The organism is Bradyrhizobium sp. (assembly GCF_049519115.1).
Taxonomy (GTDB): domain Bacteria; phylum Pseudomonadota; class Alphaproteobacteria; order Rhizobiales; family Xanthobacteraceae; genus Bradyrhizobium.
Genome location: NZ_JBEKRB010000012.1, coordinates 1 through 14,653, shown reverse-complemented (window position 1 = coordinate 14,653; position 14,653 = coordinate 1). Strand labels below are relative to the sequence as shown.

General features: G+C 59.7%; 17 protein-coding genes. 12 read left to right on the top strand and 5 right to left on the bottom strand.

What is annotated here, in order from left to right; all coding sequences use genetic code 11:
* Positions 1–85 precede the first annotated feature (85 nt).
* The 10 genes from ABSE61_RS12005 to ABSE61_RS11960 all read left to right on the top strand — a co-directional run bounded on the left by ABSE61_RS12005 (position 86) and on the right by ABSE61_RS11960 (position 7,792).
* Positions 86–652: a hypothetical protein gene (locus tag ABSE61_RS12005; protein ID WP_423871325.1), complete on the top strand. Its 567-nt coding sequence runs from the start codon at positions 86–88 to the stop codon at positions 650–652.
* 353 nt (positions 653–1,005) lie between these two features.
* Positions 1,006–2,634, top strand: a complete 1,629-nt coding sequence (locus tag ABSE61_RS12000; RefSeq protein WP_423871324.1) for a sensor histidine kinase — start codon at positions 1,006–1,008, stop codon at positions 2,632–2,634.
* A complete protein-coding gene (locus tag ABSE61_RS11995) occupies positions 2,627–3,340 on the top strand; it encodes a response regulator (protein WP_423871323.1) in 714 nt (237 codons plus the stop codon). The genes ABSE61_RS12000 and ABSE61_RS11995 overlap by 8 nt, the downstream gene beginning before the upstream one ends.
* Before the next feature lie 432 nt (positions 3,341–3,772).
* Positions 3,773–4,111, top strand: coding sequence for a hypothetical protein (locus ABSE61_RS11990; RefSeq protein ID WP_423871322.1), 339 nt, complete (start codon positions 3,773–3,775; stop codon positions 4,109–4,111).
* Positions 4,112–4,360: 249 nt separating this feature from the next.
* Positions 4,361–4,663 carry a hypothetical protein gene (locus tag ABSE61_RS11985; RefSeq protein ID WP_423871321.1) on the top strand — a complete coding sequence of 101 codons (303 nt, stop codon included), beginning with the start codon at positions 4,361–4,363 and terminating at the stop codon, positions 4,661–4,663.
* Positions 4,664–4,846: 183 nt separating this feature from the next.
* Positions 4,847–5,137: a hypothetical protein gene (locus ABSE61_RS11980; RefSeq protein WP_423871320.1), complete on the top strand. Its 291-nt coding sequence runs from the start codon at positions 4,847–4,849 to the stop codon at positions 5,135–5,137.
* Positions 5,138–5,336: 199 nt separating this feature from the next.
* Positions 5,337–5,573: a hypothetical protein gene (locus ABSE61_RS11975; RefSeq protein WP_423871319.1), complete on the top strand. Its 237-nt coding sequence runs from the start codon at positions 5,337–5,339 to the stop codon at positions 5,571–5,573.
* A gap of 43 nt (positions 5,574–5,616) precedes the next feature.
* Positions 5,617–6,057 carry a hypothetical protein gene (locus ABSE61_RS11970; RefSeq protein ID WP_423871318.1) on the top strand — a complete coding sequence of 147 codons (441 nt, stop codon included), beginning with the start codon at positions 5,617–5,619 and terminating at the stop codon, positions 6,055–6,057.
* Between the two features lie 6 nt (positions 6,058–6,063).
* On the top strand, positions 6,064–7,047 hold the full coding sequence (dapA, locus tag ABSE61_RS11965; RefSeq protein WP_423871317.1) for a 4-hydroxy-tetrahydrodipicolinate synthase: 984 nt from the start codon (positions 6,064–6,066) through the stop codon (positions 7,045–7,047).
* 337 nt (positions 7,048–7,384) lie between these two features.
* Positions 7,385–7,792, top strand: coding sequence for a hypothetical protein (locus tag ABSE61_RS11960; protein ID WP_423871316.1), 408 nt, complete (start codon positions 7,385–7,387; stop codon positions 7,790–7,792).
* Here the strand turns inward: ABSE61_RS11960 and ABSE61_RS11955 are convergent.
* The 4 genes from ABSE61_RS11955 to mobB form a co-directional block, all read right to left on the bottom strand.
* Positions 7,789–8,037, bottom strand: a complete 249-nt coding sequence (locus ABSE61_RS11955) for a hypothetical protein (RefSeq protein ID WP_423871315.1) — start codon at positions 8,035–8,037, stop codon at positions 7,789–7,791. The genes ABSE61_RS11960 and ABSE61_RS11955 overlap by 4 nt on opposite strands.
* A gap of 94 nt (positions 8,038–8,131) precedes the next feature.
* Positions 8,132–9,787: an OFA family MFS transporter gene (locus tag ABSE61_RS11950; protein WP_423871314.1), complete on the bottom strand. Its 1,656-nt coding sequence runs from the start codon at positions 9,785–9,787 to the stop codon at positions 8,132–8,134.
* 230 nt (positions 9,788–10,017) lie between these two features.
* Positions 10,018–10,287 (bottom strand): sulfurtransferase TusA family protein, encoded by a 270-nt coding sequence (locus ABSE61_RS11945; protein ID WP_423871313.1) that lies wholly within the window; start codon positions 10,285–10,287, stop codon positions 10,018–10,020.
* Between the two features lie 9 nt (positions 10,288–10,296).
* Complete coding sequence (gene mobB / locus ABSE61_RS11940) at positions 10,297–10,824, bottom strand: molybdopterin-guanine dinucleotide biosynthesis protein B (RefSeq protein WP_423871312.1); 528 nt, start codon at positions 10,822–10,824, stop codon at positions 10,297–10,299.
* 201 nt (positions 10,825–11,025) lie between these two features.
* On the opposite strand from mobB, the gene ABSE61_RS11935 reads away from it, so the two are divergent.
* On the top strand, positions 11,026–12,240 hold the full coding sequence (locus tag ABSE61_RS11935; RefSeq protein ID WP_423871311.1) for an ABC transporter substrate-binding protein: 1,215 nt from the start codon (positions 11,026–11,028) through the stop codon (positions 12,238–12,240).
* A gap of 130 nt (positions 12,241–12,370) precedes the next feature.
* Here ABSE61_RS11935 and ABSE61_RS11930 read toward each other — a convergent pair whose 3' ends face one another.
* Positions 12,371–13,315 carry a TAXI family TRAP transporter solute-binding subunit gene (locus tag ABSE61_RS11930; RefSeq protein ID WP_423871310.1) on the bottom strand — a complete coding sequence of 315 codons (945 nt, stop codon included), beginning with the start codon at positions 13,313–13,315 and terminating at the stop codon, positions 12,371–12,373.
* 104 nt (positions 13,316–13,419) lie between these two features.
* Here ABSE61_RS11930 and ABSE61_RS11925 point away from each other — a divergent pair, with 104 nt between their 5' ends.
* Positions 13,420–14,394 (top strand): Bug family tripartite tricarboxylate transporter substrate binding protein, encoded by a 975-nt coding sequence (locus tag ABSE61_RS11925; RefSeq protein WP_423871309.1) that lies wholly within the window; start codon positions 13,420–13,422, stop codon positions 14,392–14,394.
* Positions 14,395–14,653 lie beyond the last annotated feature (259 nt).

Here is a 14,653-nt window from a genome sequence, read left to right as displayed (position 1 = left end):
ACTTCTATATCGAACATATATGTCGCTCATCGTTATGCTGCGTCGCATTGGGCAAAAGCCTGTTCGCTGACGATGAGGCGCGGCAATGGACCTTGAAGCAGAGCGCGCAGATGACAAAGACCATGCGCCGAATGGCGGCGAGGCCGCACAGGTCGATTTCGCCTTCCTGCCGAAGAGCCTGATCTCGCAATGCCAGGTGCTGATCGAGAGTTTCCACGACATCCATGGCTATCCGTGCCTACCGGATATATTGTGGAAGGCGGGACTCGGGCCCTTTATCGAGACGCATTGGCAGTTTCGACAACTGCTCCGGAAGGCTTCGACCAGCCGAAGCGCCAAGAAATCAAACGAGGGCTTTGTAAAAATCGCGACGGCAATTCTGTCGCTCGAAATCCTGGCGAGCCGTTTTGCCGGCTGGAGCAGCATCTACCCGCGGGAAGCCTCCCGATCGCGGGCCATCCTCAAGGCCAACGCGCGCGGCCCTCATACACCTTTGATCGAGTTCTATTTGTATCCGCCGAAATACCTGAACTCGGCCGCCGTCGCGGCCCTTGCGCCGCCTCGAAACGCCCATGACGCCGATATTTCCAGCGTTCCGACCGAGGAAACCGCCTGCAACCAGACGGCGATCGGCTATCTCGAGGCGATGTAGCTGTATTTAGCGCAATATTACGGCGGCAGGCCGGCCACTCTCAAAAATATATTACTTTTATATCTCTTTACTGGGTAAACGGCATAGATTTTATACGCCGATATGAAGAATGCTGCACCTGCTGGGTAGTTGGCGACATTGGAGCAAGGAATTGATCTGAGGGCGGTGAGCCTAGGCGGGTCGCGTACACCTTGAGATTGTTTGACCTCGCGAGCCGATTTTTTTCGCCACCACTATCATTCACTGCCGGGCACGATTTTTGCTGCGGCCTTAAGCTGATGGCTCCTTTGAGCTTAAGGCTTTGGGCCAAAGCGACGATCGACCGATGTACTCCTCTACAAGGGCATGCGCTTGTGCATTCACCTCTGCCGATCACATCCAAGCTCGCCAAGCCAGAGCTTTCCAACGGCAAGCATCAGGGCATAGCGGTCGCTTCGAGCAGCAACCTGGCGCCGCGAAGCTTCCTGCAAACAGACGTCGTTCCGTTGTTGCTGTCGCTCGGCGGCGTCAGTCTGGTCACGGCGTTGTTGTTGCTGCTGGAGCAGACGGTCGCCGCCAGCCTCGTCCCGATCGCCTATCTCGTTCCCGTCATCATCGCCGCTACCCGGTGGGGAATCTGGCCGGCGACGCTCGCCTCCATCGTCAGCATGGCGGAAGCGGATTTCTTTTTCTTTCCGCCCATCTTCAGCTTCCAGGTTGAGGATCCGCAGGAAGTTATCGACCTGTTGCTGTTCCTCGTGGTGGCGCTCGTCAGCAGCAATCTCGCCTCCCGCCTGCGCCAGGAAACCGAGACGCTGCGCCAGCGTGAACGTGACATTCACAACCTCTATGATTTTTCGCGGCGTCTTGCCGCCTGTTTCACTGTCTCGGAACTGGTCTCCGCGATCGAGAACTATCTGTCGCAAACGCTCGGTCAGCCGGCGGTCTTCTTTGCCGCGAAAAACGACGGCCAGCTTGAGCCGCCGAGATCCGGATCCGTGCCGAAGGTGGTGAAAGAACATGCCACCCTGGCCATCACCGCAGCCGGCCAATCGGTTCGTTCCGTGATCGACGCCCCGACGCAGGATGTCTGGCTATTGAGGATGGTCAGTTCGGAAACCGCGATCCTGGGGCTCGTCGCTGTCGATATCGGTGTGGGCTCAGTGGAAACGCTGGAGGCCAGGACGCTCCGCCTCGAGGCGATCATTGAGGAAGTGTCGCTGACATTGCAGCGGATCGACATCGAGAAGGCGATGGAAGATGCGCGGCTGCGCCTGCAAGCGCAGTTATTGAGGGATGCGTTCCATGGCACGCTGTCGCATGAGCTGCGCACGCCGCTCGCGACGATTCGCGGCTCGGCCAGCGTGCTCGATTCCATTCCGCTCGTTCAGAACGACAGCCGCGCCCGCTCGCTGGTGGAAGCGATATCCGACGAGGTCGCCGAGCTCGACCGTTTCATCCAGAATCTTCTTAACGCCACACGCGTCACCGCCGGCGGCGTAACCCCGCATCTCGAATGGGCCGATCCGAGAGACATCGTCAATGCCGCGATCAAGGCGCGCTCGCGCCGGCTCGCGGCACACCACATCGAAACCGAATTCGCCGATGACCTGCCGCTGGCCCATGTCGATTCCGGTCTGATCGAAGAGTCCTGCGGACAGCTGCTCGAAAACGCCGCCAAATATTCTCCCTCGGGCTCGACGATCCTGGTCAGCGTCAAATCCAAACAAGACGACATCATCCTGTCGATTTCCGATCAAGGCGTCGGCATCACCGCCGACGAGCGGCCTCAACTGGGCCGCCGGCTGTTCCGCAGCCAGCGTCACCAGGCAACGATCCCAGGATCGGGCCTCGGCTTCTGGATCGCATCCATTTTTGTCGGAGCCAACGGCGGCAGCATCGACATAGCCAGTCCAGGACAGGGGCTGGGCGCAACCGCAACCATCACCCTGCCCGGCTCCGCGGCGAAACAATCCGACATCACGGTCGCATCCCATGAATAGGCCCGCCAACAATGTGCTGCTGATCGAGGACGAGTCCAAGATAAGGCGCTTCCTGCGCGCGGGATTCGAACTACAGGGCTATTCGGTGATCGAGGCGGAAAACGCCACCGACGGCCTGAAAGCGGCGACCTTCAGCGCCCCGGATCTCATCATTCTCGATCTGAACCTCCCGGATATTCACGGCGCCGAAGTGCTTGAGCGGATCCGCTCGTGGTCGAATGTCCCGGTCATCATTCTGTCGATCGTGTCGGGCGAGGACGAGAAAGTCCGGCTGCTACAGGCCGGTGCCGACGATTACGTGGTCAAGCCGTTCGGGATGGCCGAGCTGCTGGCGCGGAGCGAGGCGGCGCTTCGCCGGTATTTCAAGAGCGCCACCGAAAATCCGGTCGTGGTGGCGGGTCCTCTCTCGGTCGACCTCGTGACCCGGACGGTGTCGTTGAACAAGCATCCGATCCGGCTGACCCGGAAAGAATATCGCCTGCTTCATATCCTGGCGACCCATGTCGGACTTGTGGTGACGCACGACCAGTTATTGAAGGATATCTGGAGCGGCAATCAGCGGGACAACATCCAGTATTTGCGCATCCTCGTGCGCAAGCTGCGCCAGAAAATCGAAAGCGACCCCAACCGCCCGCGTCTTCTGGTGACCGAATCCGGTGTCGGCTACCGCCTTCAGGCCCGCTTCGAAGATATCGCCGCGGACTGAGCCGCAACGCCAAAGCCTTTAAATCCCGATGCGGACTCAGCCTGCGGCGAATGCTGCGCGAGGCGCGTGCCGCGACAGGCTGTTCCATGGCTGAATGAAAATATAAAAATAATATATTTTTAAAGCCGAAACGCTTAATCTTCCGTCTTGCGCGGAAAATGGGGGCGCGGGGGCGTTGCACTTTCTGGTCGAGCACTTTTCCTTTTTTGGCTTCGAAGGCCAATACTGGATGATCATCGTTGCTGCGATCATCGCAGGCTTTGTTCTTCTCGCGCTCGGCACCCGCCGCCGGAACTGAACGTCCGGGAATCAGGTTGCGTAAGCATCCGGTAACTTGATTTTATCGTGCACCGCCCGCAATCTCGCTTCCATGCCACCGCTGATCCCATCAACGAACAAGCCAGATCGCTGAACAAGCAAGTGGGAATGACCATGAAGTCTGTTATTGCTGCGGCCATCGTGATCGCGGGCGCGACATCGGCAACTGACGCTGCGCATGCGCAAGGGGCACGAGAGGCGTTACGGCCCTGCACCGCGCGCGTGGTTTATTCCGAAGAGTTGCCGTTTGCGCCGATCGACAGCTGGCTCGTCAAGGTGACGCTCCAAATCACGCCACAAAACGGCGCCCCCTATACCACGACGTTGCACGACCGGATGCCATGGCAAGGACCACCGCCACGGCGCGGACAGGCGTTTCGCCTGTGGTGTGATCCGGCCAATCCGAACCATCTTCAGCTTGCTTCGGGCGTAGCCGTCAAATCCGTATTCTGACCGAAACCAATCCGTTTCGTTGAAGCTCGCGTCTCGCGCCCAATGCGTGCGGACGAATGACAGCGCCTTTTTCGTATATGAATAATTTATATTTTCGGCCGCCGGCCAACCTCGTTTTCCAATGAGCTTTTATCCAGATTCGAACCGCCGCTGCTTGTAGCGAGGCGGCGCCATCAGAAAGCTCGCATCTGGCCCGAGCCTTGCAAGCCAGATCACCGTTCGCGAACCTCCTATTCGGAAAATCGAGTCATGCTATCGTTTGTTGCAAGCCGCGCCCGCCAACTGACGCTCGCGTCGAAATCGACGCAAGTGATGCTGCGCTTCGGTCTGCGCATGACCGCCGTCCTTGCATTCGCGGCATTGGGCGGCATCGGCTTTGAACGCGGCCTCACCGTGATGCTGTGGATGTCGACCATCCTCGCTGGCGTCATCGCGGCGTTCGATCGCGAGGAGCCGCTGGATGCGGCCCTCAATCACTGGGACGAGGCGATGGCCTTTGCAGCGCTGTGCTGCCTCGCCTGCACGTTTGAATCTCCCGTATCATTCGGCTGAAGCGGCTTCGCGCGGCTTTATGAAGCTCAAATGAAATTGGGGGCTCGCCGCTCTCGAATTCATATCCGCCACCGAAGATATTGGTGGCATGAGTCAAGCGTTCTCCCATCCGGACCGGCGCGCGCATGATGCGCTCAACACCTGCCGTTCTGCCGCGACAAGTTTTCACAAAAAGTGCCCGGCGTGTCGCAGCAGCCAAACGCGCATCTGACGCGTGAAGCGCAGACAATCCGAGTCATCGTCCGCTTCTGGCTGCGGATGGTCACTCTTCTTGTATTCGCGGCGTTCAGCAGCATCAGGTTTGATCAAAGCCTGATGCTATTGCTGCTGATGTCCATCATCCTGAGTGCGGTGCTGGCAACGCTTAAGCGCGAGCAACCGCTTGGATCCGTTCTTAATCACTGGGACGAGGCGATTGCCTACGCGGCCTTGTGCTGCCTGATCGTTTCATTCGACTTTCATGTCCTAAGTTGAGAAGCCTCACCCGGTCTTATGCTGCGCTTATGAGATAGCCGGCTTGCCTCAATCGAATTCATACCCGCTCGCGCAGATATTCGAGGCACGAGTAGAGCCAGTCCCCGGTTGCTGATCCCACGCTCTTCTCCCATCGGTGGCGTGAGCGGAAAAAGCAATCGGGAACAAACTTGCCTCACCATGAACAAGGAATACCAACGTGAAACTCGCCGAACCTCCCTCGTGCAACTCTGCATCGACTATTACGTTTATTGGCAAGAACCGTCGCGGTAACTGGGTCGCCCAGGAACAACATGGCCTTTATGGCGGACTATTCGTCAATCGAGCCCAGGCATTCAAATACGCTCTCTTCGAAAACGGGTACCATCCCGAAACGATTGTCGAGCTGGCGCGCGAAATAGAGCTCGACCCCAACGGCGCGGGCCGGATGGCTTGAAAGCCCGCACGAGGCGTCGGCCACCATCCTCCAGGAGAACAATATGGTTCAGCTTCATTCCGCTTCCGATCAGGCACAAATCCTCGACACCATGATCGGGCTTACGGGTCTTTCCCATCTGCAGCGCGCGATCATCGCCGGCAGTGGCGGAATGGAACTTTACCTTGGGCTTCGGCGCCGCGGCTTCATGCGAGTGGCCACCATTTCGACGAGCTGGGTTCCGCGAAAACAGCACGCCATCGGGTTGCTCGCCGATCGCAACCCGACGTCTCTTGAAAAGGCTCTGACCGAGCTCTCGCCTTTTCTTTGCACCAACGCGACCGTTGCAGTTCTCATCGATTCCTACGAGAGCAGTTCCAGTCTCAAGGTTCGCACAAAACTCCAACAGATGGGGTTTCGGATTGAGGCGGGCGTGAGGTGCCATCAGGGGCTCGTGCTGTCCGCCTGCCGGCAGGGCTTCAATCAGATCGAAAACGCCGCGTGACGTACAATGACGCCGTTCGCAAATTCGACGACGTGGCTCACAGGCTACATCCCGGATATCCCCACGCCATTCGATGAGGCTGGCGCGGTTGACCTGACGGCCTTTGCCTGGCTTTGCGAGCGGCAGATACAGGCAGGCGTCACGGCAATTGTCGTCTGCGAGACCGCCGGCGAATTTTCGACCCTGACCTCGGCCGAGTGCGACGCCGTCGTTCGGACCGCAGCCGAAATCGCTCATGGTCGCGTTCGCGTCATCGCGGGCGCGGGGTCAAACTCAACTAGTCAGGGGGTCGAGCGGGCCCGGCGGGCAGAATTGGCCGGCGCCGATGCTCTCCTGTCGGTCGTGCCCTACTATAACAAGCCGATGCAGACTGGCATTGACGCTCACTTCCGCGCGATTGCCAATTCGACGGCGTTGCCCGTCATACTCCATGATATTCCCGTACGAACGATCCGGGGAATGGCTGACGACACGCTCTTGAAGCTTGCGGAGAAGCCTCAATTCATCGGACTGAAGGATTCGACGGCAGACCTCTCGCGTCTGCCGCGTCTGCGCTCGATGGCGCCGGCGCCATTCCGCCTGATGTCGGGGGACGATGTGACTGCCCTCGCTTTCCTGACAGGCGGCGGCGACGGCTGCATCTCGATTGTATCGAACATCGATCCTTTGATGTGCCGGGACATCTTTTCAAGTGTCACGCTGGGCCGACTACAGTTCGCGCAACGCCTGCACCAACGGCTTTTACCGCTATCGATTCTTGTTGCGGAAGAGAACCCGGCCGCGATCAAATATGCGCTGAGCCTGCGCGGCGCGATCCGTGCCGACACCCGCCTGCCTCTTGTCGGATTATCGGATCAGGCGAAGTCCAGAATTACAGACGCGATCACAGCGATCGGAGAAGATGACCTCACACCGACCGAGACGAATGCTTCTCGCGCCATTTCGGCCCGGGACCACGCATATAGTAGCGTTCCGGGCGGTACTTCCTGATTTCCCATGGGCCGAGCGCGTCCGCGATCTTGCGGATGCGCGAGGCGAGAGCTGAAACGAGAAACGAAAATGGCCGCATCGGTTGCTCCGTGATCTCCGAAACTGGGTGAGAAACCGAACATGCGCGGAAAGCACATAGGAATTCGAGACCGACGCAAGAGCGCTTTCATAGACGGACAATAAATGCCGGCGAACGGCGTTGGTCCGCACAACCAACACCCGCGGTCTTTATTCCTTTCTTATGAAAGGCTGCCTCCGCCTCTCTCGCAATCCTACGGCCATCAGGGCCACATCATTCCGACGAAGTCTCATCAGTTCATGATGCTAATTTGCGCTCGTGAACGTGCAAGCCACCGGTCACGCCATGATCGCCATGTCGCTTACCTATGTCAGCTTTTCAGAATCGCAGACCGCAAACCCCGCGGCTTCGCCGACATGCTTTCAGCCGCTCGATCCTGCCGTCATCAACGCATCGATTCCGGTTTTCTTCGTCGGCCGCAACCGCGACGGCTTTTGGCTCGCCCGCGATGCCAAAGGCGAGCACGGCGGCATCTTTCTGTTCAAGAGCTCGGCGCTCGCCTTTGTGCGACGGGCTTGCCGGCAAGCGGGCTGCGCGACGATCTTTCCGTCAGAGCGGTTCGAGCTCGATGTCGAAAATCAGGGCAACCGGTTCGTCGATTATCTCAAGCCGCTGCTGCGGCTCGTGACCTCTGCCGGCAACGGCGCGACGGATGGCGGAGCCTAACTCCGCTCCATGCAGTCTGCGATGTAGAACCAGCGATCGTCGCCGGCCAGCCCCTTGGCCTTTACCTCGGCGCGGCACGCCCTGAGCTTCGGCCGGTTCGCCAACCATTTCGCTTTCATCTCTTTCAGTTTTTGAACCGTGAGCTTCATCCTGGAAGGCTTGGTATCGGTGGCCTGTGCCGAGGCGTGATGAACGCCGCCTACGACCAGAGAAGCTGCGACGAGGCAGGTGGCAAGACGAAGCATGGGAAAATCCCCCTGGATGAATTCTTTGGTTATTGATTGAGGACAGGCGCCGCGAAACGCCAACGGGCGTTCCGCGACCTAAGTAGCAACGCGATCAGAATATTTTCGCCGCGCTTTCCAGCGTCTTCCACACGCCCCAAGCCAGGGGAACGCCGACAAACAGCCAGAACAGCGCCGACCTTGCGTCGAGGCCGCCCTTGCCGATGCCGAACGAACCTGAAGGCGTCGTCGCGCCCGTGGCGGCATTCTTTTCCTGCAGCTTCGCGACTTCCGCTTCGCTCATTTGCCATTTCGAATCGACGGGCCTGATCAGGTAATTGCAGATCAAGCCGGCGAACAGCATCGCGCACAGGATGTACATGGTGGTGTTGTAGAGCTGATCGCGCGGCACGCCGGCGGCAAGCTGGAATTCGCGGATGTAGTTGACCACCACCGGACCGATGATGCCCGCGGTCGACCAAGCCGTCAGCAGCCGGCCGTGAATCGCGCCGACGAACTGCGTGCCGAACATATCGGCGAGATAGGCAGGCACCGTGGCAAACCCTCCGCCATACATCGACAGGATGACGCAGAACGCGGCAACGAACAACATTTTCGAGCCAGTCGTGGCAAATGTAGGCGCCAGCGCATATAGTACAATGCCGAGCAGGAAGAAGCAGTAATAGGTGTTCTTGCGGCCGATAAAATCGGACAGCGACGCCCAGAACACGCGGCCACCGATGTTGAACAGAGAGATCAGGCCGGCAAAACCTGCGGCGATGCCTGCGATGATCGTCTTCTGCTCGACGCTCAGCGCATTGAAACCGACGTCCGGCAATCCGATCAGCTTGCCCGCGAAGATTTCCTGCAACATCGGCGAAGCCATGCCGATCACGCCGATGCCCGCGGACACGTTCAAGCACAGCACCCACCAGATCAGCCAGAACTGAGGCGTCCTGTGTGCGTTGTCGAGGTGGACGTGATGCTCGGAGATCATCGACTTCTTTTCGCTCGGCGGCGTCCAGCCATCCGGACGCCATCCGGCGGGAGCCACGCGATAGGCAAAGGCACCGATCATCATGAAAGTGAAATAGATCACGCCCATGGTAGCAAAGGTTTGCCAGACCCCGACGTCGGTCGAGGTCTTGAAGTAGTTGATCAAGAGGTTCGCGAGCGGCGCGCCGATCAGCGTTCCGCCGCCGAAACCGGCAATCGCAAATCCGGTCGCCATGCCGCGGCGGTCCGGGAACCATTTGATCAGCGTGGAGACCGGCGAGATGTAACCGAGGCCAAGGCCGATGCCGCCGATGACGCCGGAGCCCAGCCACATGATCCAGAGCTGGTGCACGTAGATGCCGAACGCGCCGATCAACAAACCGCCGCCCCAGCACAATGCGGCGACGACGCCGGCCTTGCGTGGACCGGCACGTTCGAGCCAACCGCCCCAGATCGCGGCTGAAACGCCGAGCACAACGAAGAACAGCGTGAACATCCAGCCAAGGCTTGCGACCTTCCAGTCGCAGGTCGTGGTGACCAGTTCTTGCCACAGCGAAATATCGGGGCAGGCTTTCGGCGCGGTGAGACCGACGGCGCGCGACAGCGGCAGCCAGAACACGGAAAACCCATACGCCATGCCGATGCACAGATGAATGCAAAGTGCAGCCGGTGGCACCATCCAGCGATTGAAGCCGGCCTTGGCGATCGTATGCTCGCGATCGAGAATTCCCGATCCGTTGCTCGGCGCCGTTCCCGCGCTGCTGATTGTCGTCATTCAAACCTCCCTGCAGCTGCCCTTTTGCCGGGCATGTCCGCTTTTCCTGCTGGCCCTATAAACCCCGCGAAACACCCAGCCTTCCGTTGTGCTTTGCACAATTTTGCGGTGTGCCGCCAAAGTATGACACGCTCTCCGAAAGGATTGGGGCAGAAGCTTGCCTCAATGTCGATAGGAAAAAGGTAGAGACCGTTCGCGCGCAAGACCGTTTTGTCTCGCGAAAGGTGCGATTAATTGTCTCGACCCTGCGGGAGATTGGCATCTTCAATCGAGTGATTTGTTTTTTCGATCACGAAGGTGATCCGCTGCTCGCTGCGCTCCGTGATCTCGACCTTGTCGCCGGTCTGACGAACCAGGTGAGGGATATCGATCACCGAAAGCGGATCGGTGCAATGAACCTCCAGCACCTCGCCCGGCGAGAGTGCCTTCAGCGCCTTTGCCGTCATCAACGCCGTCAATGGGCATTTCAGGCCGGTGAGATCGAGCTTGTTCGCCTTCATGCCGCCTCTTTAGACCCTGTTGAGGCTTGCGGCGAACACGTCTTCCACCGCGATCGCATACTTCCGCATCATCGCAGCCACCGCTGGGATGTCGTCGAGATCGACGACGGGAAGCGTGGTTTTGATGGCCGCATCCGTCGCAATGCCGGCGATGGCGGGATCGTCGGTGAATAACGGCGGCTTGCCGCTGGCCTTGCGATGCACCTCGATCTTGCGATGCGGATCCGATTTAAAACCCTCGATCACCACGAGATCGACCGGCCACATCTTCCGGAGCAATTCCGCCAACTGCGGCTCGGCCGCCCCGCGCAACTCATGCATCAGCGCCCAGCGGTTGGCCGACGACACCAGTACCTCCTCGGCACCCGATTGGCGATGCACCCAGGAATCCTTGCCCGGCATGTCGACATCGAAATCGTGGTGAGCGTGCTTGATCACGGAGACACGCAATCCCTGCTCACGCAGATAGGGAATGACGCGCGAAATCAGGGTCGTCTTCCCCGCGCCGCTCCACCCGGCTACGCCGATAACCTTCATCCTGGTTTTACCTTGCTCATCATTGGCTCCGTCTCATGCCAAATTCCACTTGCCCCGCGCCCGGCCTCATCATGCGGGTTGCCTTTCCAAATGCAACGGCTTCGCGTTGACGGCGCGGGCGGAATGGTCGAATGAATGCAAGCCAAAGGGATGTGAACGAGGCCTTTTGGCCGAGCCGCCAAGTGAGAAGGAAACAACGCAATGTTCGCCAAGAGCTTGATTCTCGCCGGCATGATCCTCGCCGCTGCGGTTGTGAGTGCGGCGCCCGCATCGGCGCAAGTCTCGGACGACGTCGTCAAGATCGGCGTTCTCACCGACATGAACGGTCCGGCTTCGGCGGCGACCGGCAGGGGCTCTCTGATCGCAGCCCAAATAGCGATTGACGATTTCGGCAAACTGGTCGCGGGCAAACCGATCGTCCTGATCTCCGCCGATCATCAGAACAAGCCCGACGTCGGCGCCACGCTGGCGCGACGCTGGTACGACGTCGAACAGGTCGACCTGATCGTGGACGTGCCGGTGTCGGCCGTCGGGCTCGCGGTCCAGAACGTCGCCAATGAAAAACACCGGCTGTTCATTACGCAGTCGACCGGCACGTCCGATTTCCACGGCAAATACTGTTCGCCCTACGCGATCCAGTGGGTGTTCGATACCCGCGCGCTGGCGACCGGCACCGCACACGAAGTGGTCAAGCGCGGCGGCGATAGCTGGTTTTTCCTGACCGACGACTCTGCCTTCGGCCACTCGCTGGAAAGAGACGCTTCCTCCGTGATCGCGAAGAACCACGGCAAGGTGCTCGGCGCGGTTCGCCTGCCTTTTGCCGCCGCCGATGTGTCGTCGTTCATCCTGCAAGCCCAGGCTTCGAAGGCCAAGATCATCGGGATTGCCGCCGGACCGCCGAACAACATCAGCGAAATCAAGGCCGCCGGCGAATTCGGCATCCTCAAAGGCGGCCAGCAAATGGCCGGCCTGCTCGCGCTGATCACCGATATTCATGCGCTCGGTCTTCCCGCAGCCCAGGGCCTGTTGCTGACGACGTCGTTCTACTGGGACATGGACGACAAGGCGCGCGACTGGTCGAAACGCTATTTCGCCAAGATGGAAGTCATGCCGACGATGTGGCAGGCCGGCGTCTATTCGGCGGTGATGAATTATCTGAAGGCGATCGAGGCCAGCCGCACCGACGAGCCGCTCACTGTCGCGGCGAAAATGCGCGAAAAGCCGGTCGAGGATTTTTTCGCCCGCAACGGCCGTTTGCGCGAGGACAATCTGATGGTTCATGACCTGATGCTGGTGCAGGTGAAGACGCCGGAAGAGTCCAAATACGCGTGGGATTATTACAATGTGCTGGCGACCATTTCCGGCGACGATGCGTTCGGGCCGCCGGACCCGGCCTGTCCGATGGTGAAGAAGTGACGGCCTCGTGTCCCGGACGCGGCGCGTCACGCAATGATGCGATGCAGATCCGGGACCCACAAACTAGGCCCCGGCTCAGCAACGCACGCTAAACTCGCTGCGTTGCGTCCGGGGCACGAGACACCCGCGGTCACTTCACTACGCCGATCTCGCGATAGTATTTCATCACGCCGGGATGAATCAGCTGAATATCGGGAACGGCCGCGACCGTATTTGCCGCCGTGGTCTCGCAAGCCTGCTTCAGCTTCTTGCAGAACGCGCCTTCCGCGCCGTGCAGCGCCTTCGCCAGGCGATAGGCGACATCGTCGGGCAGATCGAGCCGCGTCAGCACGAAACTCCATGAGCCGAGCGATTGGATCGGCGCGGTCTGGCCCGGATAGCTTCCGGCCGGAATCGTCATCGGCTTCAGAAGCGTATATTTCGCGCTCATCCGCGTGATCTCTTCCGCTGTCGGCGCGATGAACCGCACGCCCGATGGACCCTTCGCAAGTTCGAAGAATCCCGGATAGCCGATGCCGGCGCCCCAGATCGCATCAGCCCGTCCATCGAGCACCATCTCCGGCCCTTCGCCGGCGTGATCAAGCAGAATCGATTTGAAATCCCCGTCCTGCTTCAATTCGATCCCGTCGAGCATGTAGCGGCCGAGGATCGGAATGCCCGAGCCCTTGGCGCCGAAGGCAACCGTCTTGCCGACCAGATCCTGAATGCTGTGATAGGGGCTGTCGCCGCGCACCGCGAACATGCCGGCGGTGCCGTAGATCGCGGTCAGAATCCTGAGCTTGAGCGGAGGCCGTCCGATACCTTGCAAGGCTTGATAGAAGGACTCGCCGGCGACGAGCCCAAGGTCGAGCTGGCCTTTCTCCATCATCGGCATGTTCTCGCTGGAGCCCATGGTGTTGCGCGTCTCGATCGACAAGGTCGGATCGGCTTCCGCGATGACTGCCGCAAAGGCGTTTCCATAAACCGGAAAGCCGCCGCCTTGCGTCGCCGTACCCATGATGAGTGTCGTTTTTTCTTGCGCCGCAGCACCGCCTGCGAGCAGCAAGGCAGCACACGTCATAAGCGTCATTTTCATCTTGTCGTCCTCCGACGGCGGTAGGGTGCGTCAAAAGCCAATGTAGGCAAATCCCGCTTTGTATGAAAGCATAGCTCCGAGAGCGTTGGAATGGAGTGGCTGTCATGAATGGGTTGCGTGCGGCGGTCATCGGCCTGACTGGTCTTCTCGGTCTCGCAACCAATGGAATGCCCGCTTTCGCCGCCGATTATCCGAACCGCCCGGTGCACTGGCTGATCGGTTTTGCCGCCGGCGGCCCGGTCGATGTGGTGGCGCGCATCATGAGCCAATGGTTGTCGGAGCGTCTCGGCCAGCAATTCGTCGTCGAAAACCGCGCGGGCTCCGGCGGCAATATCGCGGCCGCCGCCGCTATCAACTCGCCGCCGGACGGCTACACCATACTGTTTGTCGCGCCCAACAATGCGATCTCGACCTCGCTCTACAAACATCTGTCCTACGATTTTATCCGCGACACCGTACCGGTCGCCAGCATCATGCAGTTGACCAACCTGCTGGTGATCTCCAACGCGATGCCGGTGAAAACCGTTGCCGAGTTCATCGACTACTGCAAAGCCAATCCGGGCAAGATCTCCTACGCGTCGTCGGGTAACGGCACTTCGGTGCACATGTCGGCCGAGCTGTTCAAGGCGATGACCGGATGCAACATGGTCCACGTGCCCTATCGCGGATCGGCGATCGCCTTTCCCGACATTATCTCGAACAAGGTACAGCTGATCTTCGACAACATGCCCTCGGGGCTCGAGCAATCGCGCGCCGGCACGGTGCGCGCTCTCGGCGTCACCTCGCCGCAGCGCTGGCTCGGCCTGCCCGATATTCCCGCGATCGCGGAAACCGTGCCGGGATTCGAATCGGTCGGCTTCTACGGCATCTCCGCGCCGAAGGGCACGCCGCCGGAGATCGTGGAGACGCTCAACAAGGCCGTCGCCGAAGCGCTGAAAGATCCCAAGCTGATCGAGCGGCTTTCGGCCATCGGCGGCATCCCGAAGCCGATGACGCCGGAGCAATTCGGCAAGCTCATTGCCGACGAGACCGAGAAATGGCGCAAGGTGGTCGAGTTTGCGGGCGTTTCGGTGGATTGAGCTTTCAGTCATTGCCGGACCTCTCCGTCATCGCGAGGAGCGAATGCGACGAAGCGATCCAGACACTCTCGCGTCGGCATTCCGGGATGCGCCGTAAGGCGCAGGCCCGGAATCCATTCCTCCAGAATTCGTGCGGGGGGTGAGTTCCACACGTTTGAGAAAAGGGTGCGCGCGATGTCGTGTTTGAATGCAAACGCCAGGCTGTTGATGTCGACCCCGGGGGTAGGACAGATCGTGGCGCTGACCTATGCTTCTGCTA